General features: G+C 38.6%; 23 protein-coding genes, 1 pseudogene and 1 riboswitch. Of the genes and pseudogenes, 12 read left to right on the forward strand and 12 right to left on the reverse strand.

Annotation, left to right across the window (positions count from 1 at the left end; all coding sequences use genetic code 11):
- Positions 1-338 precede the first annotated feature (338 nt).
- Positions 339-974, forward strand: a complete 636-nt coding sequence (locus BV906_RS04130) for a YdcF family protein (RefSeq protein WP_087972191.1) — start codon at positions 339-341, stop codon at positions 972-974.
- 168 nt (positions 975-1,142) lie between these two features.
- Here BV906_RS04130 and BV906_RS04135 read toward each other — a convergent pair whose 3' ends face one another.
- The 6 genes from BV906_RS04135 to BV906_RS04160 all read right to left on the reverse strand — a co-directional run bounded on the left by BV906_RS04135 (position 1,143) and on the right by BV906_RS04160 (position 7,544).
- On the reverse strand, positions 1,143-3,200 hold the full coding sequence (locus BV906_RS04135) for a CocE/NonD family hydrolase (protein WP_087972192.1): 2,058 nt from the start codon (positions 3,198-3,200) through the stop codon (positions 1,143-1,145).
- 41 nt (positions 3,201-3,241) lie between these two features.
- Positions 3,242-3,883 carry an ABC transporter permease gene (locus BV906_RS04140; protein ID WP_087972193.1) on the reverse strand — a complete coding sequence of 214 codons (642 nt, stop codon included), beginning with the start codon at positions 3,881-3,883 and terminating at the stop codon, positions 3,242-3,244.
- 137 nt (positions 3,884-4,020) lie between these two features.
- Entirely contained in the window at positions 4,021-4,929 is a 909-nt protein-coding gene (locus BV906_RS04145; protein ID WP_087972194.1) for an ABC transporter substrate-binding protein, read from the reverse strand.
- A 22-nt stretch (positions 4,930-4,951) separates the two neighbouring features.
- Positions 4,952-5,593 (reverse strand): ABC transporter permease, encoded by a 642-nt coding sequence (locus BV906_RS04150; protein WP_087972195.1) that lies wholly within the window; start codon positions 5,591-5,593, stop codon positions 4,952-4,954.
- Complete coding sequence (locus BV906_RS04155) at positions 5,584-6,711, reverse strand: ABC transporter ATP-binding protein (RefSeq protein ID WP_087972196.1); 1,128 nt, start codon at positions 6,709-6,711, stop codon at positions 5,584-5,586. The genes BV906_RS04150 and BV906_RS04155 overlap by 10 nt, the downstream gene beginning before the upstream one ends.
- Before the next feature lie 125 nt (positions 6,712-6,836).
- Positions 6,837-7,544, reverse strand: coding sequence for a TetR/AcrR family transcriptional regulator (locus tag BV906_RS04160; protein WP_087972197.1), 708 nt, complete (start codon positions 7,542-7,544; stop codon positions 6,837-6,839).
- 129 nt (positions 7,545-7,673) lie between these two features.
- On the opposite strand from BV906_RS04160, the gene BV906_RS19105 reads away from it, so the two are divergent.
- From BV906_RS19105 to BV906_RS04170, 3 genes are all read left to right on the forward strand, one after another.
- On the forward strand, positions 7,674-7,847 hold the full coding sequence (locus tag BV906_RS19105; protein WP_140321955.1) for a glycosyltransferase: 174 nt from the start codon (positions 7,674-7,676) through the stop codon (positions 7,845-7,847).
- Positions 7,848-7,923: 76 nt separating this feature from the next.
- Entirely contained in the window at positions 7,924-8,409 is a 486-nt protein-coding gene (locus BV906_RS04165; protein WP_087972198.1) for a hypothetical protein, read from the forward strand.
- 299 nt (positions 8,410-8,708) lie between these two features.
- A complete protein-coding gene (locus tag BV906_RS04170) occupies positions 8,709-12,110 on the forward strand; it encodes a phosphodiester glycosidase family protein (RefSeq protein ID WP_087972199.1) in 3,402 nt (1,133 codons plus the stop codon).
- 448 nt (positions 12,111-12,558) lie between these two features.
- Here BV906_RS04170 and BV906_RS04175 read toward each other — a convergent pair whose 3' ends face one another.
- The 3 genes from BV906_RS04175 to BV906_RS20010 all read right to left on the reverse strand — a co-directional run bounded on the left by BV906_RS04175 (position 12,559) and on the right by BV906_RS20010 (position 14,316).
- Positions 12,559-12,762: a hypothetical protein gene (locus BV906_RS04175; protein WP_087972200.1), complete on the reverse strand. Its 204-nt coding sequence runs from the start codon at positions 12,760-12,762 to the stop codon at positions 12,559-12,561.
- A 2-nt stretch (positions 12,763-12,764) separates the two neighbouring features.
- Positions 12,765-13,550 (reverse strand): GAF domain-containing protein, encoded by a 786-nt coding sequence (locus BV906_RS04180; protein ID WP_087972201.1) that lies wholly within the window; start codon positions 13,548-13,550, stop codon positions 12,765-12,767.
- Between the two features lie 544 nt (positions 13,551-14,094).
- Positions 14,095-14,316: a DUF3237 family protein gene (locus tag BV906_RS20010; RefSeq protein WP_281254113.1), complete on the reverse strand. Its 222-nt coding sequence runs from the start codon at positions 14,314-14,316 to the stop codon at positions 14,095-14,097.
- 48 nt (positions 14,317-14,364) lie between these two features.
- On the opposite strand from BV906_RS20010, the pseudogene BV906_RS19745 reads away from it, so the two are divergent.
- Positions 14,365-15,492: pseudogene (locus BV906_RS19745) on the forward strand (RNA-guided endonuclease InsQ/TnpB family protein).
- A 152-nt stretch (positions 15,493-15,644) separates the two neighbouring features.
- On the opposite strand, the gene BV906_RS04195 reads toward BV906_RS19745, so the two are convergent.
- Both BV906_RS04195 and BV906_RS04200 read right to left on the reverse strand, forming a co-directional pair.
- On the reverse strand, positions 15,645-15,977 hold the full coding sequence (locus BV906_RS04195) for a DUF3237 family protein (protein ID WP_245843882.1): 333 nt from the start codon (positions 15,975-15,977) through the stop codon (positions 15,645-15,647).
- A gap of 47 nt (positions 15,978-16,024) precedes the next feature.
- Positions 16,025-17,362: an MFS transporter gene (locus BV906_RS04200; RefSeq protein WP_087972204.1), complete on the reverse strand. Its 1,338-nt coding sequence runs from the start codon at positions 17,360-17,362 to the stop codon at positions 16,025-16,027.
- Positions 17,363-17,651: 289 nt separating this feature from the next.
- On the opposite strand from BV906_RS04200, the gene BV906_RS04205 reads away from it, so the two are divergent.
- The 6 genes from BV906_RS04205 to BV906_RS04225 all read left to right on the forward strand — a co-directional run bounded on the left by BV906_RS04205 (position 17,652) and on the right by BV906_RS04225 (position 22,008).
- Entirely contained in the window at positions 17,652-18,440 is a 789-nt protein-coding gene (locus BV906_RS04205; protein WP_087972205.1) for a TatD family hydrolase, read from the forward strand.
- 109 nt (positions 18,441-18,549) lie between these two features.
- Positions 18,550-18,783 carry a hypothetical protein gene (locus BV906_RS19110; protein WP_140321956.1) on the forward strand — a complete coding sequence of 78 codons (234 nt, stop codon included), beginning with the start codon at positions 18,550-18,552 and terminating at the stop codon, positions 18,781-18,783.
- 205 nt (positions 18,784-18,988) lie between these two features.
- A riboswitch (TPP riboswitch) is annotated at positions 18,989-19,100 on the forward strand.
- 107 nt (positions 19,101-19,207) lie between these two features.
- The gene (locus tag BV906_RS04210) at positions 19,208-20,218 is read left to right on the forward strand and encodes an ABC transporter substrate-binding protein (RefSeq protein ID WP_087972206.1); all 1,011 of its coding nucleotides are present in this window, start codon (positions 19,208-19,210) and stop codon (positions 20,216-20,218) included.
- A complete protein-coding gene (locus BV906_RS04215) occupies positions 20,218-20,508 on the forward strand; it encodes a thiamine-binding protein (RefSeq protein ID WP_087972207.1) in 291 nt (96 codons plus the stop codon). Before BV906_RS04210 ends, BV906_RS04215 begins: the two co-directional genes overlap by 1 nt.
- Entirely contained in the window at positions 20,508-21,284 is a 777-nt protein-coding gene (locus BV906_RS04220) for an ABC transporter permease (protein ID WP_087972208.1), read from the forward strand. Before BV906_RS04215 ends, BV906_RS04220 begins: the two co-directional genes overlap by 1 nt.
- The gene (locus BV906_RS04225) at positions 21,271-22,008 is read left to right on the forward strand and encodes an ABC transporter ATP-binding protein (RefSeq protein ID WP_087972209.1); all 738 of its coding nucleotides are present in this window, start codon (positions 21,271-21,273) and stop codon (positions 22,006-22,008) included. The genes BV906_RS04220 and BV906_RS04225 overlap by 14 nt, the downstream gene beginning before the upstream one ends.
- Before the next feature lie 138 nt (positions 22,009-22,146).
- On the opposite strand, the gene BV906_RS04230 is transcribed toward BV906_RS04225, so the two are convergent.
- Complete coding sequence (locus BV906_RS04230; RefSeq protein ID WP_087972210.1) at positions 22,147-22,401, reverse strand: GlsB/YeaQ/YmgE family stress response membrane protein; 255 nt, start codon at positions 22,399-22,401, stop codon at positions 22,147-22,149.
- Positions 22,402-22,899: 498 nt separating this feature from the next.
- On the opposite strand from BV906_RS04230, the gene BV906_RS04240 reads away from it, so the two are divergent.
- Positions 22,900-26,052: a purple acid phosphatase family protein gene (locus tag BV906_RS04240; protein WP_087972212.1), complete on the forward strand. Its 3,153-nt coding sequence runs from the start codon at positions 22,900-22,902 to the stop codon at positions 26,050-26,052.
- Positions 26,053-26,055: the final 3 nt, after the last annotated feature.

Here is a 26,055-nt window from a genome sequence, read left to right on the forward strand (position 1 = left end):
TTATTTATGTGAAAAAAGATAGAGTAATAGTCCTGAGACAAAGGGGAGAGGGATTTTTGATGTAGCGTCCGCTTAAGCAGTTACAGTGGGTGAGAGTACTCTTTTCATTACACTCTTGTATCATTATTTGAAAGGTTATTAAAGTTACTTTTAAACCTTTCTTATTCCTGAATGACTATTGTCTGTTATTTTAATATTACCTTTCTATGCTATTAGGTAATTTGAAGTATACTAGATTCAAAGAATAGTTCTAATAGCTGTTTAGATGACAAAACCGAACAGAATTACAGAATAAAGACGCACGTCACCTTGCTTTCAAATTCAAGGAGGATAATATATTGAAAAAGAAAAAGATACTTATCATTTTATTACTTCTATTTTTCGCATTGATTCTAGGATTCTTCCGCTATGGGGGAGAATTATTAGTAGTAGAAGACGATATAGAAGATGTGGATCATGCTGTTATTGTTTTACTGATGGGAAGTGTTGCCGATCGTTCCTTAGGTGCTGCTGAACTTTACGAAGAAGGCAAGGGTGATAGCATACTCATCGTGCGCTCTCATATAACGGGAAATGAAGTTTTACAGGAGAGGGGCATATCAATACCAGGGGATGCTGAGAGGAGTAAAATTGTTCTATCCGAATTAGGTGTAGCTGAAGAGGATTTAACGATTCTTCCTGGATCAGCCGAAAGCACCAAAGACGAGGCACTCGTAATTGCGGAATATTTAGAGGGAGGAGCGGATATAGATTCCATTTTACTCGTGACATCCAAATATCACTCGTATCGCTCGAAAATTATTTTTAACAAGGCACTTGAAGAATTGGATGTAGCGATTTACTCGGCACCAACTCCCTATGATCCCTACGAGTCCAAAGGTTGGTATCGAGATCGTGAGGATATTCAGCGCGTTGCTACGGAGTATATGAAATTGGCGCATTATTTTCTGTTGGAGCGGTTTCAGATGAGGTAGCGCGGCGAGTTACATTTTTAAATTTATGAACTTAAATAAGTAAGAAAAGAACATCAAAAAAGCTGCTAAACCATCAAAAATCAATGATTTAGCAGCTTATATCATATTCTGCAATTATCAGGAAAGTTTCCGGGAGTACAAGAAACCAAAATGCAATGCATTTCCTGTTTAATTAAAGTCTCGAGGTATTTCTTCTTTCCATGTTTTTCTAAATATTTCTTTCTCACTTTCATAGGCAATGAGCGTGTTGGTTAGATAAAATATGGTTTCATCACTGGACATTTCACTGAAGGTCTTTAGCTTCGTTTGCCAATCATCTCGTCCAACTTTTAATTCCCATTCACATGTTACGTTAGCAGATAATGGGTCACCTTCTTTAATGGTGAATGTATTTTTATTTAAACTTCCATGCTCGATGCCGTTGGTTAGAAGTTTTCTTTCACCCTCATCTGATATATCTTCTAATTTCCAAACTCCATTTACGAGATCATGCCTTACTTCTCTCGTTCTTTTTTCCTCACGAAGAATCTCTCTTTCGATCACTGGCGCTGTTTCTGGAGATTTGAAGTGGTCTCCGCATGTCATATCATCTGGTTGTTCTTCTCTTACAGGTAATTCGATATATGTGCTCTCACCAGGATAAACCGTCAATGTGACAGGTTTTGGTGATGGCCAAGCTTGTGGCCAGTAGGTTGGTGATAGTGCTACTTCTAACTGATGGCCTTTTGGAATCTGTTGACCTAAAACATCCAGATCAATAGAAATGTGATATTTCTTACCCGGCTCGAGTGCCTCTGGATGCTCATGCGATTGTAGATGGTTTAAGTTAAACATTCCCCAACTTATTAAGGTAGATTCACCTGTTGGTGCCTTGTCACTTAATCGTACAGCTAACAATGCATTTTCTTGGTCAGAAGAAACTTTCGCATGGAATATAGGTTGTCCTAGCAGATCCATCGATTCTTCGATTGGTTCTGAGGTGAAGACAACGGATTTACCATTTTCTAGGCGCTGATCTGCTGGTAAATCGCCTGGCTCCCCAAATGGACAGAATACGCCAGAATAAAACCCATGTTCCTGTACACTTGGAAGAGCAATAGAATCACCGTCTACCGTCTTGTCAAATGACAATGCTCCGTCTCTTAACCATAATTTCTGCCCTTGTACATTTTTAGAAGGCCAAGAATCGTCACCAACCCATTTTCCTGGTCGTTTTTCATACGTTACTTGCGGAAGTTCACTATTTTGAACCCAGGAAATTAGTTTAGGTTCGTCCATAATTCCGGTATCTTTTCCTTTTAACCATTGATCCCACCAGCGCAGACATTCCTGTAAGAAACCAATATTAGGTTCTGGTGTTGCAACTTCTGGATATTCATGTGCCCATGGACCAATGAGCCCTTTACTCTCGTTTGGTAATTTTTCAAGAAGACGGAAAATAGAGTTCGTATAGCCATCTTGCCAACCACTTACTGCAAATACTGGAATTTCAATATCCGAATAATCCTCACAGATAGAACCATGTTTCCAATAGTCATCTCGACGCTGGTGTCGTACCCATTCTTCTGCAAATGGCGGTGCGTTTTCTAAGCGATCAAGCCAATTGTCTCGCCAACTTTTGCCAACCACTTCTGGGTCCTGTGGTCTGGCATTGTAAATAAACATGGTTGAAGCCCACCATAGCATATCTGACGCTAATAGATTCCCTCCGCGGTAATGGACATCATCTGCGTAACGATCATCTGTGGAACATAATGTAATAATGGTTTTCAGTGCAGGGTGTTTTCGTGCAGCAACTTGAAGCCCATTAAATCCACCCCATGATTTACCAATCATTCCAACCGAACCAGTAGACCATGGTTGTTCACTAATCCAATCCAATATATCTAACGCATCGTCATGTTCTTGTTTTAAATATTCATCCAATAAAACACCATCCGAATTTCCTGAACCTCTGATATCGACACGAATACTTGCATACCCATGTCCGGCAAAATACGGATGTCTTATGGAATCACGTATAGCGGTAAAATCATTTTTTCGATATGGAACATATTCTAAAATTGCTGGGACTGGGTTTTCCTCTGCATCTTTTGGTAACCAAATATCTGCTGCTAATTTAGAACCGTCAGACATGGGAATCCAAACATGCTCCCACTTTTTAATTTCATTTGGAAATTCTGTGATTGTTTTGCGTTCTTCTGAATCTCTTACGTTAAATACCAATATTGTCAACCTTTCTTTTCATCTATTTTAATGAATAGCATTTACGCCATTCGTTGTTTTGTTTTCTTTTCCACTTTTCCTAATGCGACATCGGCAATAATCGCGATGATGGTTGCAGGGATAGCACCAGCATAAATTTTTACATCGGATTGCAGACTAATACCAGAAATAATTTCTTTACCTAATCCTTCTGCACCAATATATGGTCCGATACATGCAACCGCAATTGCAATGACGGAAGCAACTCGTAAACCAGCCATTAAAAATGGAATGGATAAAGGAAATTGTAGTTTTGTAAGTAATTGAAAAGCCGTCATTCCCGATCCTTTTCCCGCTTCGATAATGCTATCATCTACTTCCTTAATTCCAACATACGTATTTCGTACAATAGGCATTAAGGAATACAAAAATAATCCAATGACCATCGTCTGAAAACCAAGTCCAAAATAAAGCATAAGAATAGCTAGCATTGCTAAACTAGGAACCAACTGTAGAATGCTTGTTATAGAGATAATAATTGGAGCTAGTTTTTCATATTTCGCTGCAATAATTCCTAATGGGATACCTACGAGAAGGGCAAAGAATATCCCATAGGCTACCATGGCAATATGTTCTACCGTTAAAGCAAATAGTTCGCTACTATTTTCTATCATATATTGACCTAATTCTGTAATGAAGTTCATTTTTAATCACCTTTTTTGTTTATTGAGGTTGTTCAAAAAGCCCGGTAATATGATACGCTGAATTTCTTCGTTTGTTCATATCTCCACTCCCCTGAACTTCTCGTTCTTATTTATCCTCCTTTTTGAACACGCATTTATTAAAGCAATCCTTTTTCTTCTAAGAACTCTCTTGCTACTTCTTCAATACTGCGTTTCTTGATATCCACTTCGTACATTAACTCAGTCATTTCTTCGGTGGTAATCATACCAACAATGGAATCCAAAATTTCCGCTATTTCTGGATACTCATCAATAACTTCATTTCTAGCTACTAAAGAAGCATCATATGGCGGAAAGAATTTTTGATCGTCTTCCAGAATCTTTAAGTCGTATTCCACTATTTGTGGATCAACCGTGTAGGCGGTGACAACATCTAAATCTCCACTCGCAATTCCCTCATACATTAGGGCAACATCCATACCTCTTGCATCACCAAATGAATAACCATATGTGTCTTGGTATCCTTCATAGCCATCATTTGCACGTTCAATCCAAGAATTATCTGTACCTAGAGTTAAATCATTTGCATAATCACCTAAATCGGACATGGTTTCTACGTTATTTTCTTCTGCGAAATCCCGTTTGATTGCAATACTGTATTGGTTACTAAATCCAATGGAGTCATACCATTTCATATCATATTTTTCACCGAATAATGCTTGTGCTTGATTTAGTGTTTTTTCTGGGTCTGTTGAGTATGTCACTTGATCTTCATCGAAATGGTTATTATATACTTCACCGGAATAGAGGGTTGCAAAGTCAAATTCTCCTCGATCAATTGCTCCCATCACTTGTGGACTTGCTGGAATATCTTCTGTAATATTCACTTCATGAATGGTTTGGTCCTCTACTAGTAGTTTCACAATTTGACCCATAATTTTAGGGTCTGTATTCTTCTGGCCACCATATTCAAATATTTCTCCACCCTCTGCGGATGACTGATTACCACAAGCTGTCGTGATTAAAAGTAATAAAGCTAATAAACTACCTGTCAGTATCTTTTTCATACAAAAAACTCCTTTTTATTTTTTAGGCCTTTGAGAATTTCTTTTCAAATTTGCCAAATATTAAATCTAAAATTAACGCAATAACAATTGCTAAAATCGTTCCCGTAAAAATCATGTGTTTATCGTTATAGCCAATTCCAGCTAGTACTAAATCGCCTAAGCCACCTCCACCTATTAGGGCAGCGAGAGTTGTCCAGCTAATAATATAAACAGTGGTAACCCGAATTCCCGACATGACATAGGGAAGTGCTGCAGGTAATTCGATTTTAAACAACCTTCCAAAGGTGCTAAAGCCCATTCCTTTTGCCGCTTCCACAATACTAGGATCAATAGACTTGATCCCTGTATACGTATTACGTAAGAGTGGGAGCAGCGCATAGAGGAATAACGCAGTAATGGAAGGGATAAATCCAATACCTAGTAATGGAATCATAATGGCTAAAAGGGCCACAGTTGGTATCGTTTGGAAAACATTAGCGATGTTGAAAATGAGGTTTTTTATTTTTTCATTTTTCATTTTTGTCATATAAATTGCTAATGGAACGGTTACGATAATGGATAGAAGTATAACGACAAATGAGATGACTAAGTGCTCATAGGTATAGGTCAAGATCGAATCATACTTATCCTGCCAGAACGCAATGTAATCTGTAATTAATTCCATACAGAACCACCACTCTTACGCTCATAAAACTGTTGCAAGAACCGGTATAAATCCTCACGTTCTACAATCCCTTCAAGCTTTCCTTGCTCTGATTGAACAGGGAAAATCATTAATTTACTTTCATGGAACTTTTTCATGAGGAAGTTCGTATCCACTTTTCTGGTGATGGCTTCAATCGAGTCATCTACTAATTCTGCTAATGTCGCCTTTTTATTATTTAATGCTTGATAGAGATTGACAATCCCCTTATATTCGCCCTTTCCATCAACAACTGGAATTTCTACTAATTGATTGGTTGCCATTAAATCAATTGCTTCCTCTGTTCGTTGTTCCATAGAAATACGAGGGAAATCTTTTATAATAAATTCACTTAATGGTGGTAAGGCATTTCCTAATCTCTCTTCCCCAATAAATTCTTTAACAAATTCATTTGCAGGGTTTGTCAATAATTCTTGTGGGCTACCCTTCTGCACGACCTGGCCATCTTTCATTAATATGATTTGATCAGCAATCTTGATCGCTTCATCCATGTCATGGGTAACGAAAATAATGGTCTTATTAATTTCCTTTTGCAGGCGAGTGAGTTCATCTTGCAATTGTTCCCTGCTAATTGGATCCAAGGCACTAAAGGGTTCATCCATTAAAATGGTTGAAGGTTCAGCTGCAAGTGCTCGTATAACGCCAATTCTCTGTTGTTGCCCACCACTTAATTCGGAAGGGTAGCGGTTCCTATATATATCTGGATCAAGATTAACCATCGTTAATAAAGCATCCACTTTTTCTTTAATTTTTTGCTTGTCCCATTTTAATAATTTAGGGACAGTTGCAACATTTTCGGAAATTGTCATATGTGGGAATAAGCCGATATTTTGAATGACATATCCCATTTGACGACGAAGCTCAATTGGATTGATTTCTTGAATATTCTTCTCGTCTATGAGGATTTGGCCATCCGTGAAATCCGTTAAACGATTCAAAAGTTTCATTGTTGTTGTCTTTCCGCAACCACTTGGGCCAATCAAGACATTAACTTTTCCTTCTTCAAAGGTTAGATTAATAGCCTTTAGTGCTTGAAATCCGTCCTCGTAATACTTGTTAATATTCTTCAGTTGTATCACATGTGCTCCCCCTTGATTTGTTTTTACGAAACTCAATATTAACCAGTTCAATTTATGAACATGTTCATATAATATCTCAAAAAAATGGAAGTTTTATTATGAAGAATAAAGCTTCCTGGTATTTTCTAATTGATTTTGTATTGAAAAGAAACGTGAATGTCATTGCGTTTTTCTGGAACAACGATATGAATGACACATTTATAAACATAATAAAGTGTCATGCTAATGGCTTGTTCTTTCGTATATTTTCTACGGTTATTCATGACTGTATTCATCATGCCTTTCCAAATAAGCAACGTCATATCTGCCATCAAATCGACATCTTCTTGTCTAAGAAAACCTTCATCCACAGCACTTTGAATATATAATGCACTACGTTTCGAAAAGTCTTGTTCAATGATAATATCTTTAATTTCATCTGGAAGTCCTAATAAATCTTTTTGATAGATTTGGTAGTAATGCTCCAATAAATCTTCTGGAATGGAACCAAGATTATCCATAAAAATCACGGAATATATTTTCGGCTGTTCAAAAGAATGTTTACAGAAACATTCCCAGCTATATAACCACTTCTCTAGCGTATTATTACCCTTACTTAGGTATTCAGGTAATTCATTAATGTAGTCCGATGTAAATCGCATGGCAGCGAAAAACTTTAAATGGGATAAATCTTTAAAATAATTATAAGCGGTTGAACTCGTATAACCAGCTTTATCTGCTATTTTTCTTATGGTGAAATGATCAATCCCATCTTCCATAATAACTTCCGTCGCTGCATCTAAAAAATAACGCCACATACGTGCTCGTTGGATGTCTTTCTTATTCGAACTCATTCATTCACTTCCCTTAGGATTATTTCCTCCGCTTTTGAACACGTTTGTTTGATGAACATGTTCATACTAGCATAAATAAAAAAACATGTAAAATGGTGATTCTGTTATTTTTCGATTTTTTTGAGAAGAATGGAATGTTCTTTTGGCTTCCTTGGAGGAATAGTGGTATCAGCATGTTGCCAAAATAAAATAGATATCGATTATATTATCCGACATACGTCCATCATTCATTTTTGTGGGAAGAAAAAACCTTGGCATAAAAACTATACAGGGAAATTTCATGCGCTGATAGCATTATATTAGTAACTATAGTATAGAAATAGTATGCTGTAACTATTAAGTAAATATATGACTAATTTTCTAAGAAGAGGTGAAAAAAATGAAAACAAAAAAATTATATTTCCTATTGATGAGTGCCCTATTTTTAGTAGTCTTAACTGCGTGTGGAGGGACCACCGAAAATGAGGAAGGAACGGAAACAGAAGAAAGCGGAGCGGATGGAACAGACGGGTCAGTAGAAGAATCAGATGAAGTTGAAAATAATGAAGAGGCGGAAACAGAGAATTCTACACCGGCTGATGATCAAGATGAAGAGACCGAATCTGTAGAAGAGGCAGATGAGGAAATTGCCGAATCAGAGAATGGTGATGGGGCAGCAGAAATCATAAAAGAAGAAGTAACTTATAGCGGACAAGGAGATCCTCATACCATAGAAGTTGAAACAGATAAAGGAACAATGGCACTCCAGATAACTGAATTTATGGATGATGATTGGGCATCGTTAGAACCAGGAACACGGATGACCATTGAGTACTATGAGAATGATATGAGCCAGTTGATGCTTGTTGATTATACGGTAGAGTAAGGGGATTATGGTTCATCTCAACTAATAAGGCATTAGGATAGATATTACCCTAATGCCTATTTTTAATGAGCTCGTTGTACCGGGAAGCAAAAGAACCGTCCCATGCTCCAGTGAGACAATGAACCTATACTTATATCTCTTATATTAACTTTCATCATTCTATTTCACTACAAAAATTCACAAAATTCTTAAACCTATTTAATATAGCTCTGCTACAATTGTAATAAAGGATTAATGAAGGGAGGACGATGTACATATTGTAGGGAATTTATTACATGTTAAATAGGAGGGAACTATAAATGACTCGTAAATGGTGGGTGAGTATTGTACTGGCTTTCATTTTTTCCGTATTAGCTATTATTCCGGTATATGCAGACAATGAACCAAACCGAATAGCAGATGCCCGTTCCGCATCCTCAGATCGGACAGAACCAGAGATAACGGTTGGAGCCGATGGGAAAACGCTCGTATCAGAAGAAGATACGATTACAATCGGTCCGGGCATTGAATTAACAAGCTTTGAAAGATTTGATGTCCGTGGATGGTTGAACGGTGAAATCATGACAGTGGATTTGTCGAATGAAGATGTTTCAACTGACCTGCTGTTTCCTGGTGTAGTCACAGAAGCAAAGAGCGTTTCGGAAATGGCACTTGCTTCTGGAGCAGTTGGTGGTGTAAATGGTGATTTCTTTGACATTAATAATACGAAAGCACCTTCTGGAACCATGATTAAAGATGGCGGCCTATTAAAAGGTCCACAAGGCTCCCATACGTTAACAGCAGGAGTCGATGAGCAAGGAAAAGGGCGAATTGCGAATATTTTCCTTGAGGGTACCATTAAGCTTCCCAGTGGAGATTCTATGCTTACAGCTTTAAATCAATCTTCCATTCCATCGAACGGAATTGGACTGTATACATCTGTGTGGGGTCAAACACAAAGACCAGCAAGTGGGTCTTCTTTATATGAAGTAACTGTCCAAGAAGGAGAAGTAGTTGCTGTATCTGAGGAACCTGGCAGTGGAGATATTGCTGATAACAACTTTGTATTGGTTGGACGTGAACAAGGTGCTACTCTATTAAAAGAGCTATCCATAGGTGATAAAGTGAACGTGGAATACGCGCCAAAAATGGATGAAGATACAATAATGAATTTTGCAGTAGGTGGAAATATTAAACTGGTCGAAAATGGACAAGTTCCTACAACGATTGATGACAGCACAACAGCACCACGTACCGCCGTTGGTTTTTCCGAAGATGGGAACACGATGATTCTTGGATTGGTTGACGGTCGTCAAACCGATAGCCGTGGAATGACCTATAAAGAGCTTGGGGAATTGATGAAGGAATATGGTGCATATACTGCCTTAAATATCGATGGTGGTGGCTCATCGACAATGGTCGCACGTCAACCAGGTTATGAAAATGCTATAGTGGTAAATGAACCATCTGACGGCGTTGAACGCAGTGTACCAAATGGGATTGGCATCTTTGCCGAGGCTGGCAGTGGTGAACTCACAGCTTTTTCTGTTGAAACAGTTACAGATATGGAAAACAGTGATCGTATTTTCCCTGGCTTAAGCAGAACTTTTACTGGACTTGGTCACGATGAAAACTATTCTCCTGTAGAAGTTGGAGAAATATCTTGGCAGGCTCTGCCGGCAAATGTCGGATCTTTTGACGAAGATGGAGTTTTTTATGCGAAGAAAACTGGATCTGCTGTAGCGGAAGCACAAATTAAATCTGCAAAAGGAACGCAGGAGATTACCGTACTCGGAGATTTGGACCGGATAGCGCCTTCAAGCTCCTATCTAGGACTTGAAATGGGCAGAAGCAGCAGTTTTTCTGTTACTGGTTATGATTCTAATGGGTATTCAGCTCCAATTGAAGCTCGCGACGTTGACTTGGTTTATGATGATTCGGTTATTACAATCGAGGAAAAGCAGGATGGGAGCTTTACGGTTGTAGCCTTGGAAGATGGGGCATCCACTACCATTTCGGTAACTGTACTGGATAAGGAAGTAACTATTCCTGTTACGGTCGGACTTACTTCCATTAATATAGCTGATTTTGAAAATCCAACAGGATGGGGTGTAACAAAGTATCCATCGAATGTCGGTGCATCCATGGAAGTAGTAGAAGGTAGAGAGGGAAATGGCATTCAGGTGAACTATGACTTTTCGACAACTACGGCAACACGGGCAGCCTATTTACAGACATCCCCTCGTCTTGAACTCCCTGGTGATGTTCAGAAAATCGGTTTATGGGTACATGGTGATGGCAATGGTGCTTGGCTTCGTACCGTTATTACGGATGCATCCGGCACAAACTATACGTTAACATTAGCGAATCAGGTAAATTGGACAGGCTGGAAATATATTGAGACATCTCTTCCAGAGGGAATAAGCTATCCAGCAAAATTATGGCGTATTTATCCGGTGGAAACAGATAGAAGTAAGCAGTATTCCGGACAGCTGATCTTTGATGATTTGACTGTTGAAGTTCCACCTTCTGTTGAAATAACAAAAGAAGAGGAACCAGAATCTGATCCATTGATTATACAAAATGATTCAATAGGCAATGATCGTTGGAAATTTGCAGTACTTACCGATAGTCAATTTACAGCAGCAGCTCCAAACAGTAATCAAGTAGAAATGGCACGGGAATCTCTTCGTCAGATTGTTGCTGAAGATCCTGAATTTCTGGTCATCAACGGGGACCTTGTTGATACAGCATGGGAAGAGGATTTTGAGTTTGCAAAACAGGTTTTAGAGGAAGAAGTAGGAATGGAGATTCCAATCTACTATATTCCTGGTAATCACGAAATTGCAGGTTCAGGGAATTTGAATAATTTTTTAGAAGTATTTGAGGAAAACCGTTATAGCTTTGACCATAACGGTACAAGATTTATTTTACTGGACACGTCAACAGGAAGCTTACGAACGAGTGATTTTGGCCAAATGATTGAATTGAAAGAATCGCTGGATGATGCTGCATCGGATCCTACCATTAAAAATGTGACGGTTATCGGACACCATCCGACACGTGATCCATTACCAACAGAAAATAGTCAGCTGTCTGATCGTAAAGAGGCAGAGCTGTTGGAGAAATGGCTCACTGAATTCCGTCAAGAATCGAATGGAAAAGGGGCCCTGTATATGAGTGGTCATGCCCACACCGTAAATCTGGAACGTGTGGAAGGTGTTCCATATATGGTTACAGGACCTGCTGGGAAAGCTCCTTATGGTGCAGCAGATAATGGCGGTTTCTATGCATGGACATTATTTGGAATTGATCCTACTGCTGTACCTGATAAGTCAAATGGTCCAGAGAGAGCAGCAGAGAAAAGCAATGTGAAGGGCGCAGAGTGGATTCAAGCAGAGGTTCGTCCACTGCTGGAATCAGTCACACTGCAAGCACCTAAATCTGCTATGATCGGTGAAACCATTTCGATTGAAGCAACTGGTCATCAGGCTGGAAATCTGGACTTCCCTTTACGCTATCCAGCATCTGTAACTTGGGAAGGAAGCAATAATGTCTATATTGGCTCAGGAAAAGCAGCTGAACGAGCTGAAAAGTCCGGAAGCTATGCAGCTGTCTTCAATCCGGCAGATAGAAAGCTTCAAACATTGAAAGCAGGAGAAATTACATTAAAAGTAACATCAAACAACGTAAGCAGTGAGCAGCAAATTACGATTCAATAGGAAAACAATGTTACTAAGAAGACGCAATTTTAATGAATTGCGTCTTTTTTGTACATAATTCAGCAGTTATATTTCTTATTTCTGATAGAATTCTCTGCTCTTGTCGTATTTTCATATTGGGGTTGCAAATGTATAAAGGATTCAATGGAGCATTAAGGTTTTGGTTATATCGTTCAAATTCTAGTGTTCTTTAATTTCAAACCGACTCTCACCCACAACAAAGTCATAAACTCGCAAATGCTTCTTTTTCACCCTATACCTCTCAAAAAAAGATTCCTCCATATCAACCGTATCAAGCAAAAATTGGCAGGTATGAGTCCGGTTCAATACCGCATTCACACCAGCCAATTAGCAGCTTAATATAAAACTCTAACTTTTGGGGGTCACCTCATTACTTGTCCCACGAAAGAGGGCAAAGACTTATGTAGCGGAACCTGTCTCTGTCCCGCTACATAACGGGAAACAACTTTTTCAGTTTATTATTCTGTTGAATACTGATTGTTGCCTGTTTGCTTCTTTCTTGATCCATTAATTCTTTTAATTGATGGTTGATCCTTACTACTTCTTTATTATAAATGTTCAAGGGTAGCTCTTTGTTCTTATATGCTACATTTAAAGCTGCTTTCCGAAAATAAAGCGTATCTCTGTTCATAGTTAATCCCCTCCATTAGTTGTCGGTGGTTGATCACCTGCGATATTGGATAATTCCTTCGTTAAAAATATACTTAAAACACCATCAATAATGGTAGCATAAAGTTCACATACCTTTATGGTAGTATCTTCCATTTGATGTTTAGCATCAATCGTGAGAATGCCCCAATCATTTATTGGAATGCATATGATCGAGCTGTAGTCGTTAGAGGAATCGGATGACTCCTCCCAATCGGGGTCAGATTTTACATCTGGTACATAAATCGTTTCATTCCTTCTATAACATCTTCCACCTATTGTGTCATCCAAATCTAGAAACTTATTATCATGCTGGTTTTTGTAGAAGTTGGCACTGCTTTGTACAAGTCTTAATAATTCATTCTCCGGTTCATAAAACCATAAACCAACTCGGTGTTTTGCGTTAATCATTGTTTTGATATCAGAGGATAGCGCCTCAATAATGCTTTGTGCCAGGTGTGTAGGTGATAACTTAGGATCTTTTTCTGAAAAATATTTATTTTTCAGCCTGTTAAATGTAGTTGCATTTACAAGAATCTCCGAGAGCTGATCTGATATGGTTTTTTGATAAAAGTAATCTTTTTCCAATTGATTCTTTTGTTCAAGCAACGCAATAATCCGATTTTCTTTGTCAACAGCTAGGTAAAAACGTTTTGCACCAAGATAGGCCCAGATTCCGATAATTACAAGCGTGATTAAAATGATGATGGATGAGATGTAATAAAACCAAGGAGGCTGGTTTTCCATCATTGCTGAAATAATACTTTCCATGATGAATCACCTCAGAAATTACGTATTTTGTTAGGAATATCTCCTAAGTATTGTTCTTTTAATTAGCATATGCACCTAAACGGTAAAATTAACCAGACAAATGAACTAAATCCTAAAATCTGTACGTTACATTATTATATAAATTACTTTTTATTTGTATGGTAGATTTATAATGTATTTTTGTGAAAACGAAGATTATAGAAGTTTGTGAGGGGACATCTGTTGTTACAAGAACAATATGAGGCAATGAAGCAAATTGTGGAGGATATTTATTATCATCTCGAATGATGATTATTAGTTCCCGGATTTAACAAAGGAAAAAAGGGAATTGGAGAAGGCATTCGAAGTATATGAATACTAGAATTATAAAAGGCTGTCAGTTTAGATAATCATGATTGATTACAAAACTTGCAGCCTTTTATTTATGAAGCTATCTTTATAACTTTTGCTTCCTATATATCTAAATTCGTTACGGCACGTCCAAGTAAAAATTAATCGACAAAAACCGAGGAGTGACAGGCACTCCTCGGTTTCAACATTCTCCTTACTCAACCAAATAAAACACCATCTCCACATTCGACGGTCTCCTAATTCCCTCCCCAACAACAATCATCCGATTAAGAAAACCATATTTCTCACTACTCGTCTCAAATGTAGGGGTAGTTTTAACGGTACTCCGAAAGAAGTCTCCCTCCTCAAGGAATGTGAAGGCGATAGCCCAATGAGTAGGTGGGAGATGAATTTCGGTTTGCGATAGCAAAAACACTTGCAAAAAACAAACATTTGTTCTATAATCGGCTTAGGAGGTGCAATCATGTTACTGAATCATAAATACGAAATTTATCCTTCAGACGAACAAAAAGAACAACTGGAGCGCTGGATTTCTTATTGTCGTCAAGCCTATAATTCTGCACTTCTGGATAAACAACGAAAATATAAGCAATCCAAAGAATCATACACACGCTTTGCCATGCAAAAACAATTAAAGTTAGATAAAAGTAAAATACCTTTTCTAAAAAAAATACCTTCTCAACCATTGCAAGAAGTATTCATTCGATTAGATAAAGCCTTTGTAAATTTTTTTCGAAAACAAGCAAACTACCCAAAGTTAAAGAAATACAAAGAATACAACAGCATGACTTTCCCACAATTTGGCTTCAAACCAAACTCACATCACGCTTGAGCAGCCTCTTTTGCCACTAATGGAAATCTACAACTTTCAAAACTAGGTCAACTACCCATTCATTTACATCGTCCGATAGACGGAACGATCAAACAACTCATTATAAAACGACAAGGAACACGCTGGTATGCTATTTTTAGTGTCGAGAGGCAAGTATATCCAGCACCAATCAACAGAGACCTTGTAGTTGGAATTGACGTTGGGTTGGATAAATATGCCGTTTTATCCGATGGTAAAAGCTTTGAGAACCCAAGATTTCTTCGTCAAACAGAAAAGAAGTTGAAACGAGCACAAAAGAAGCTTTCCCAACAAAAGCGAGGCTCAGCCAATTATAAGAAACAAGTCATCAAAATCCGTAAGCTTCATGAAAAAGTAGCTAACCAACGAAGGGATACCTTACATAAATGGAGCTACAATCTAACGAAATACTATTCCGTTATTGCAGTAGAAAACTTAAACATTCGAAATATGGTAAAAAACAAACGTTTAGCTAAGTCCATTTCGGATGCAGGCTGGGGAATGTTTCGCAATATGCTATCTTACAAATGTGAAAGGAATGGTGGATTACTTATAAAAGTCAATCCAGAATTTACGACTCAAGATTGTTCAGAATGTGGTACACGTGTGAAAAAATCCTTATCCATTCGCACGCATGTTTGTAAAAGCTGTGGAACCATCCTGGATCGTGATTATAATGCGAGCCTAAATATTTTACGTAAAGGACTAGAACAGTTAGATCAAATGTTAGTGATGGATTAATCCATAAAAACTGTAGGGCAAGGTTGTGTCCGAACAGTATAATCAAAGCCTGTGGAGACAATGTCAGCCATCTTAGGAAATCCCTTCGATGCAGTGGTCTGTGAAACAGGAAGCTCCATCTTCAAGCATTCGGAAAGAATGATAAGGTGGGGTCATTCACAGTAATACGAGCCATCCGGTACTGCTTCCCCGCGAATTAACTTATCAATAATGTCTTTCGGGCCGTGCCTGAAGCCCTCATTTACAATATAAATTGGTACGCCATCATCTGTTTCAATTGTATAGTGGGCGACGACTTCTGTTACGCCGTCACTTTGGATCAGTTGATAATCCGCCCCTTCTTGAAGGATGGTTCCTTTTATTTCTGGACCTTCGAATGATCCGCCCGTGATTGGAATCACTCTTCTTTTTCCTTTTCCATATTCTCCTATTTCAATCGGGGAATCTACTTCTATTTTTGCTGTAAATAAATGTGATAGATTCATCGTCATATTTCGGTCCTTTCTATATATAAGTGAACGCTCTTAGAAATTTAAGCGATATTCTCTGAACTTTCATGCTCCGTTGCTTTCTTCGTTTCGCCATGTTTTACTTGAACGAAAAGCAGTGCGAAGGCGCCGAGTACTGCGGCACTTGCGATTGCTGTAAAGTTAAATTGTGGCTGTAGTCCCATCGAAAGTAGAACGCCGATAAATGTCGGTGCTACAATTCCGCCGATACGACCTACAGCCATGGTGCTTCCAATTGCTGTTGCCCGCATTTCGGCAGGATAGTATTGCGAAACTACTGCATTAAATAAATTCTGGACGCCAACCGATGCAGCGCCAATGATTGCAATCAGTACAAAGGCAATAAACATACTGGTTGTAAGACCGATAAATGATAGGGAAATTGCTCCACCAAAGAATAACGGAACGAGCACTTTTTTAAAGCCAAGCCGATCAACTAATGGACCAAAGATGACTGTCCCAAGAATAGCACCTACTTGCATGACAGCTGTAAACATAAGACTTGAGCTTAAATCATATCCCGCTTCCATCATAAGGCTTGGAAGCCATGTATTCATCGAATAAATTAAAACAAATGCACTGAAACACGAAAGCCAGAACATTAATGTACTAAAAGCGCGCTTATCCTCAAATAGCTTGAAAATAGCAATACCTTCCTTTTTAAGGGCAGGTGTAACAAGCTTGAAATCGCCTGTTAATGTCGAATCTATTTTTGAAAGTACAGCTCTTGCTTCCGCGTCTTTTCCTTTTCGAAGGAGAAAATCGACGGATTCTGGGATATCTTTAATGATAAACGGAATAAATAATAATGGAATTCCACCTAGCCATAAAACAGGCTCCCAGCCTACTTCCGGAAGAAGCGACCTGCTTGTAAGGGATGCTAGAATAGCTCCAATAGAATAACCGCAAAATATGAAGGAAACGAGTGTCGTACGGATATGCTTTGGTGCATACTCTGTTGCGAGTGCGATAACATTTGGCATCACCCCACCTAACCCTAAGCCTGCTAAGACACGAAAAATGGTGAACATAATCGGCCCTGTGGCAAAACCGGATAAAGTCGAAAAGACGCTAAATAGGATAACGGTGAATACAATAATCTTTTTCCGACCAACTTTATCCGCTAACATACCAAATAAAAAGCCACCAACCGCCGTTCCGAGTACTGTATAACTCCCAATTGCCCCTGCAGTCAACCCTGAAATTCCCCATTCGGCTGTAAGGGAAGGGATAATTGCACCATAAACGACAACGTCATATCCATCAAACATAATAATAAGAAACAACCAGATTACAAGCCAAACATGAAAGGATTGAATGCGGCTCGAGTCAATCACGTTCATGGGATTAATCATTTTCAATTTTTTCTCCTCCTTTTTCAGTTTATTAACAGTTAGAATAATTAAAAAAATGCCTTTAATATGTAATTCTAACAATTATATAGTATGAATAAGGAAAAGAGAAGATATTTTCGTAGATTTTGATGAATTTTGTAATTATTAGTAAAGGATTATACAATGCCTAAATTCCCTCTTGTTTTGCTGATATAAAAGTAGAGGAAATCTAGCGTATTGATCAGGTAACAAATTATACTGAATTTGATACCAAAAAATTATTAGAAGTTAATTTACGAGGAATGGAGTGATTTGAATGAATAGGCAACTTATTGATTCACATATTCATCTTGATATGTACGAGGAAGCGGATCTTAGAGAACTATTGCTTGAGCTGAATCCCAATCATATAAAGAAGGTTATTTCCGTATCCAATCATCTGCAGTCAGCAAAAAAGAATCTAGCATTAGCGAAAAACGATCCACGCATCCGACCTACATTCGGTTTTCATCCAGAACAGCCATTGCCAACGGATAGTGAAGTTGCACAATTGCTGCAATTTATCCAAGACAATCAGCATTATATGATTGCTATTGGGGAAGTTGGGCTACCATATTATTTACGAGAGAGTCATCCAGAGATGCAAATTGAGCCCTATATTGAATTACTAGAAATATTTGTGCAACAGACAGTGAAACTGAACAAGCCGATTATTCTTCACGCCGTTTATGACGATGCACCAATTGTTTGTGATTTGTTGGAAAAATACACGGTAACAAAGGCACATTTTCATTGGTTCAAAGGGGATCAGCGGACGATTGAACGAATGAAGCAAAATAACTACTATATTTCTGTAACTCCTGATGTTTTATATGAGCAGGAAATTCAGGCACTTGTAAAATCATATCCAATTGAACAGATGATGGTCGAAACGGATGGACCATGGCCATTTGAAGGAGATTTTAAAGGGAAAATGACACATCCGAAAATGATGCACCAATCGATTGCGAAAATAGCACAATTGAAGAATTTAGAATTGGGTGATACGTATCAGACAATCTATGAAAATACTTGTCGTTTTTATGGAATAAGTGGTTGGCTGTAATTTCTTTATTCCTAAGAGAGATAGAAATTCCTTTTACCTAAATAGTAAAGCAGAAATAAATATATTTTCCTAGTATGTTATATTATAATTAGTACACATACTATAAAAAGTGAGTGATTTTTTGTTCTGGATCAACATAGATAAACAAACAAAGTCAATAAAAATACATCAAGCAAATTGCAAATATATAGTAAAGAAGGAAAGTAGTTATAAAGGAATCGAACGTGAATTACGTGACGGTGGCTGGTTCGCAATTGATTCCACGGAAGAAGCACAGCAATTTTTCTACTATAGTTACCCTAATTTTGAACGAAAGAAATGCAATGCATGCCATCGTTCATAGGTGACTGTCACTCCCTGGTTTATGTCGATAAGTGTCGAATTCTTTTACTGGATTGTGCTATTTTAATCGGGGAATGAACTTTGAATTTTGCAGAATGCTTTTTAGAGGAAATAGTTCTGTCCTATACAGACGGGGCTGTTTGCTTGTTTTTTACTTGAAGTTATCGGCTTTTTATGCCATAGTATTACTGTAATTAAAAATAGAATATAAGTTGTAGGGGGACCAGTGTTGCTGGTTGAGATTGTATCCGTTTAGATACTGACTCTTAGAACCTGATCTGGCTAGAGACCAGCGTAGGGAACATGCTCGATACATAAATAATAGTATGCGCCCTGGAATTCATTTCTAGGGCGCTATTTGATTTTTAAAATTCTATTAGTATAAAAGCAGCCTCTATCAAACTTATACGAGGAGGAATTTCGCAGTGAGAAAAATCATAGGTATTATTTTTCTGCTCATCATGCTCACAGCTTGTGGGAATAATGATGGGGAGACATCTGTTGATACAGATGGACAGCAAGAATTAGAGGAAGTAACCGTTGTATTAGACTGGACACCAAATACGAATCATACTGGTTTATATGTTGCAGCGGATAAAGGATATTTTGAAGAAGAGGGACTTGATGTGGAAATCATCATGCCTGGTGAGGCTGGTGCGGATCAGTTAGTGGCATCGGGACAAGCGGAATTTGGTGTAAGTTATCAGGAATCCATCACAGAAGCACGAATCCAGGATATTCCAATTGTATCGATTGCAGCGGTTATTCAGCATAATACTTCTGGGTTTGCATCTGTAAAAGATAAAAATATTACAACGCCAAAAGATTTCGAGGGAAAATCGTACGGTGGATGGGGTGCACCGGTTGAGAAGGCGGTTCTCGATTCGATTATGAAGCAGGAAGATGCTGACGTGGAGCAGGTCGAGATCGTCAATATTGGTGATGCAGACTTCTTCACTGCAATGGAGCAGGGTATCGACTTTGCTTGGATATATTATGGCTGGACAGGGATAGAAGCAGAACTTCGTGAGGAACCGATTAACATGGTTTATTTAACGGATTATAGTGAGAAACTGGATTACTATACACCGGTACTTGCTACGAATGAAAAAATGATAGAAGAGAATCCAGAAACGATAGAGAAATTTTTAAAAGCTGTCTCAAAAGGCTATCAGCTTGCAATCGATCATCCTGAAGAAGCAGCAGACATTCTACTTGCAGCAGTTCCTGATTTAGATCCTGAATTAGTAAAAGCTAGTCAGGAATGGTTAGCATCGAAATATCAAGATGATGCGGACCGTTGGGGCGAGCAAAAACTGGAAGTATGGGAAAACTATGCAACATGGATGTATGATAATGGTTTATTAGAAGCAGAGCTAGATAGTGAACAAGCATTTACGAATGGATTTTTACCAGAAAATGAGGAGGAAGAATAATGGCAAATGCACTCGTAAGTATTCAAATTATCCCAAAAACAGCAAATGGAGAAGATACAATTCCATTTGTCGATGATGCCATTGCAATCATTGAAGCATCTGGTGTGAAATATCAGGTAAATCCTCTGGAAACAACGATGGAAGGCGAGTTATCTTTCCTATTTAATATCATTGAGAAAATGAATGAGAAAATGACGGAAAAAGGCTGTCCAAGTGTTATTTCTCAAATTAAAGTATTCTATAAACCCGATGGCGCGTCAATGGATGAATTAACGGAGAAATATCGCTAATGCGTACATTATTTCAAAAAGGATGGCGACCGGTTTTGGTCCTCATCCTTTTATTTTTCATTTGGGAGTTTTGCACAAAAATTTTTGATATACCAAAATGGCTGCTTCCGGCACCATCACAAGTTATTACGGAGGCAATCAGTGGCTGGTCTGTATATGCAGGGCATCTAGCATCGACGGGAAAATTAATTATTACTGGATTTATCATTGGCAGTAGTATTGGCATCCTTGTTGCAATCGGTTTGCACCTCATTCCTTTCTTAAGGGAAGCATTTTACCCATTGCTTATTATCTCGCAAAACATTCCAACAATCGTACTCGCACCATTGCTCGTTATCTGGTTTGGGTTTGGCATGCTTCCGAAAATTATCGTCATTACATTAGTTTGTTTTTTCCCGATTACTGTCGCCTTATTGGACGGGTTTAGGCAAACGAATCGTGATTTATTGTACTATATGCAAATGGCAGGTGCGTCCAAGCAACAAATTTTCTGGAAGCTGGAATGGCCACATGCACTGCCATCCCTTTTCTCTGGTTTAAAGATTTCTGCAACATATAGCGTCATGGGAGCCGTGATCTCGGAATGGCTTGGCGCGGGTAAAGGGATTGGTGTATATATGACATTAGCATCCTCTGCCTTTCGTACGGACCGCGTGTTTGTCGCGATTTTCTTAATCATTGCAACGAGCTTGCTGTTTTTTGCGATAATCATTGCTTTAGAAAAAAGGGTAATCAAATGGAAACGGGAGGAGGGGAATGGAAATGAGTCAGCTTGAGATTGGGCATGTTTATAAATCATTCGGGGAAAATAACGTGTTGAATGATCTCTCATTCTCCGTCAAAGAGGGGGAGTTTGTTGCCCTTCTAGGTCCTTCAGGTAGTGGGAAAAGCACGTTATTTCGAATTATCGGCGGAATCAGCCAACCCTCCTCAGGGAAAGTAATGTTAAATGGCGAGAATATTACTGGAAAACGTGGTTCGATTAGCTATACACCGCAATCCCCATCGCTTATGCCATGGCGGACAATACTTGATAATGTGTTGCTTGGACAAGAGATTGCAGGAAAGCGTGATGTACAACGAGCATTGCAAATGATTGAACGAGCAGGACTTGGTGGCTTTGAAAAAAGCTATCCACATGAACTCTCGGGTGGAATGCAGCAAAGAGTTTCATTTATTCGCAGTATTTTAAGTCCACAATCGTTAATCTTACTAGATGAACCATTTTCGGCATTAGATGAATTTACAAGACTAGACATGCAAAAGTGGCTCCTCTCGATATGGGCAGAATACAAACGCTCCATCCTATTCGTGACACATAATATCGAAGAGGCGTTATTTTTAGCAGATCGAATTATTCTCTTATCATCAAGGCCAGCAACCGTAAAATGCGAATTCACCATTTCTTTCGAACGTCCTAGAGATGAAGCCATCCTGCTTTCTGATGAATTTTTACAATGGAAAAAACGAATCCACCAAGCAATGAAAGAAGAAACATAAAGGAAGCATGGGAACGGTTCTCATGCTTCCTTTTTTGGTGTGGAGAAAGCAAAATAACCGTCCCCATGCTTCTTTTGTGAGAAGTCTAATATAAGCAAAAGAGGTTGCATTACTGCAACCTCTTCCTGTAAAACTTATTTATGCTGTTTTTCTCATAGCCTTCATAATCAGACTTACGATAAAGATTAATACAATTGCCCCAATTAATGCTGGGATAATGTAAAAGTCTCCAATTTCCGGTCCCCAGCTTCCTAATAGGGATGAACCAATCCAAGCACCAATAAAACCTGCAATAATATTACCAATAATTCCGCCTGGTACATCTTTTCCAACGATTAGACTAGCTAACCAACCTAGAATACCACCAATAATTAAACTCCATAGAAATCCCATAATGAATTCACTCCTTTTTTTGTGTTGTACTCTATGTATATCCTTAATTACTTTCTTTTAAACTTATTGGAGAAATGGAGGCTGGGGATCGCTTGGCTGGAGAGGCGTATGGGGAAGTCGGGCGCCAGCAACACTCAGACGGTCGACAGCAGCACTCAAACGGGCGAGGGCGGCACTCAGACGGTCGCCAGCAGCGCTCAAACGGTCGACAGCAGCGCTCAAACGGTCGCCGGCAGCAATCAGACGGGCGGCTGCACCTCCCAGCCGGTCAAGCACAACCCCCAAACAGTCCAATCCCCAAAAAACAGAGCTACTCATACTACCTAGGCCTTAATGCATGCAACAATCATCCATCCTCAATCTAAAGACCGATGCCTATACTCCCGTTTTGCTCAATTTACAGAAAGATTACGCTAAATTAACAATTAGGAAACAATAGACTAGTAATCTAGTGTTGGGACTTCGGGAGAATTTTGCCGAAGAAATAATAAAAATGAAATGGAGTGTTGGTACGTGAATCTTTTAATGGAGCGGAATCAGACATTGCAACGTTTCTTTGTGTTTGCACTTGTACTACTTATGATTTTATCAAACTTAAGCCCATTTGTAAGTACAGTGAAAGCGGCAGAGGAGCCAGCAGATGGAACAACAGAACAGGTTTTATTAAATAGTGGAAGTACATGGAACTACCTTGATGATGGATCTGATCAGGGTTCAGCATGGAAGGAAGCTGATTTTGATGATACAAAATGGAAAAACGGTGTTGCTCCACTAGGCTATCCTGATGATGAGGATCATGGCAGCTTTGGTGATATTGCGACTGTTATTGATTATGGTGGCGACTCACAAAACAAACATGCAACATCCTATTTCCGAACAACTTTTGAAGTAGAGGATTTAAATGAAATTGGTAATGCAGGAGTTATTAATGCCGGTATTGATGATAGTGCGATTTTATATCTGAATGGACATGAAATTGGTAGATACAATCTTCCAGCAGATGAAGCTATTCCGTTTAATGGCTATGTGGAAGATTATGGCCTTGATGATGCCAACGAAAGCAGTGATAAAACGTTTAACTTAACGGAAGAGCAAATGACATACATAGTCGAAGGTACCAATGTACTTGCAGCTGAAGTACATCAGGACAGACCATCCAGCTCTGACGTATTTTTTGATTTAGAGTTCAAATCTATTTATATCGACCCATCCGTTTATCAAGCGTCAGCTATTTCGTTTGCTCCGGGAGCGAATGAAACACAATACAATTTCTCTTGGTATTCTCCAAAAACAGATGTACCTGGTGTTATTGAATATGCGAAGGTAACAGATGAAAATATGGAAGAGTTTCCAACTGAAAATGTGCAAACTGTAACTGCAACACTAGCAGAAGCATCTTCAGGTTTCCAAGCGAATGAAGCAACAATTAATGATATTGAGAGTTCATCCGAATATGTTTATCGTTTAGGTAATGGAAATGGAAAATGGACTGAGGCCTATAACTTTAAAACACAAGAAAGTGATTCCTATAATTTCCTATTCATGGGAGACCCGCAAATTGGATCAGGTGAAGTGGAAGCCGATACAACTGGCTGGATAAATACAGTTAGTAAGGCAATTGGCATGTTTCCGAATACAGCTTTCATTCAATCGGCAGGCGATCAAGTTAATGATTCTAACTCAGAGGAAGAGTATGCAGGCTGGTTTGCACCAGAATTATTAAAAAGTTATCCGACGGCTACAACAGTAGGTAATCATGATCATTCGGTTTACTATGAATACCATTTTAATACACCAAATCAAAACCCGGAGCTTGGTAATTCAAACAACTCTAGCGGGAATTATTATTTCACATATGGTGATACACTCATCATGAACTTAAATTCAAATAATAAAAATGCAGCAGAACATGTCCAATTTATGGAGGAAACAAATGCAGCTAATCCAGATGCAAAATGGAAATTTGTAGTTTTCCATCATTCTATCTATAGTGCTGCAAGTCATTCACTGGAATCTTCCATCATTAAATTAAGAGAAGATCTTGTTCCAACAATCGATGAATTGGATGTTGACGCAGTGTTAATGGGTCATGATCATTCTTTTGTAAGAACGTACCAAATGAAGAATCTTCAACCATTGAAAAATCAAATGGTAAGAGAGGATGGCGGTGTTATCAATCCTGATGGTACCGTGTACTTAACAGGAAACTCTTCCAGTGGAAGTAAATATTATAATTTAAAACCCGATCACGAACCATATGCCGCGGTTAGAACCCAATTAAGAACACCAACCATTATGAATGTTGATGTAACACCAACGAGTATAGAATTTAAGACGTATCGAGTGGATACAATGGAAGAGGTGGATTCTTATAAAATTATTAAAGATGAATCTATTCCAGTTGAATTACCAGGACTTAAAGAAGTAGAACTGGAAGTAACAGGAAATGTTATTCCTACTGAAGCCTCCAGCTTTTATCCAGAAATGAACTTAACGCTAAATGGGATCAATGATCAGGATGGTCCATATGATATAGCGTACGAAGATATTACGTACAAAACGGATAAAGAGGGTCAAGTTTCCATTTCACCAAATGGGGCAGTGACTGTTTTAGAAGGTGCCGAACCAGGCGAAGTGCGTGTATGGGCAGAAGTAGTTCATAATGGAGAAATTTTTGAATCAAACCAAGTGACAATCAATTTGGTTGAACATGGTGAACATAAGTTAATTGATCGAGGTAGTGAGTGGAAATATCTTGATAATGGCACTGATCAAGGTACAGCATGGAGAGAATCTGACTTTGATGATAGTATCTGGGCAAGCGGTATAGCGCCACTAGGCTACCCAGCAGGTGAAGATCATGGTGACTTTGGTGATATTGCTACTGTCATTGATTATGGCGGCGATGCAGGAAACAAATATGCAACATCCTATTTCCGAACAACATTTGAGGTAGAGGATCTAGATACAATCGGCGATATCGGCTTAATCACTGCAGCAATTGATGACAGTGCAGTCTTATATTTAAATGGTCATGAAATCGGCAGATATAATCTTCATTCTGGAGAAATTCCATATGACGGATATGTTTACCAATATGGAACATCCGGAGCAAACGAGGGGGATAACGAAAGATTTGAGTTGGACGAATCTCATTTGGATCATTTAGTTGAAGGTACAAACGTATTGGCTGTCGAAGTGCATCAAGACCGTCCAAGCAGCTCCGATGTATTCATGGATATGGAATTTATCACAAATGTGAACAACACTCCAAGTGAGCCTGAAGCTCCGGAAGAACCAGAAACAATCGTACCAGAAGAAACATTGGAATATAATAACTATAAAACTGGAAAGTTAATGATTCATGAACCGAGCGTCTCCATTACAGTTGATGCAAAATCAAACATCAAAAATGGCGTTGTCTTCACTGGAGAATACGCAGAATTTCATGGTGATGGATTCGAGAACACTAGCGTTACCATTAAACCTAAAACCAAATACGATGGTACAGTTATTGATTTTAAAGGAACGGAAATGTCAAAAGTAATTATTGAAGGCGACAAAGTTACAGAAATAAGAGGCACTGAAAATGTAGAAAAAATAGAATTTGTAAAAGGCGCAAGAGAAGAGGATATTAAAATTTTTGAATAAACT

Source organism: Oceanobacillus rekensis, from assembly GCF_002153375.1.
GTDB classification, from domain to species: Bacteria; Bacillota; Bacilli; order Bacillales; family Amphibacillaceae; genus Oceanobacillus; species Oceanobacillus rekensis.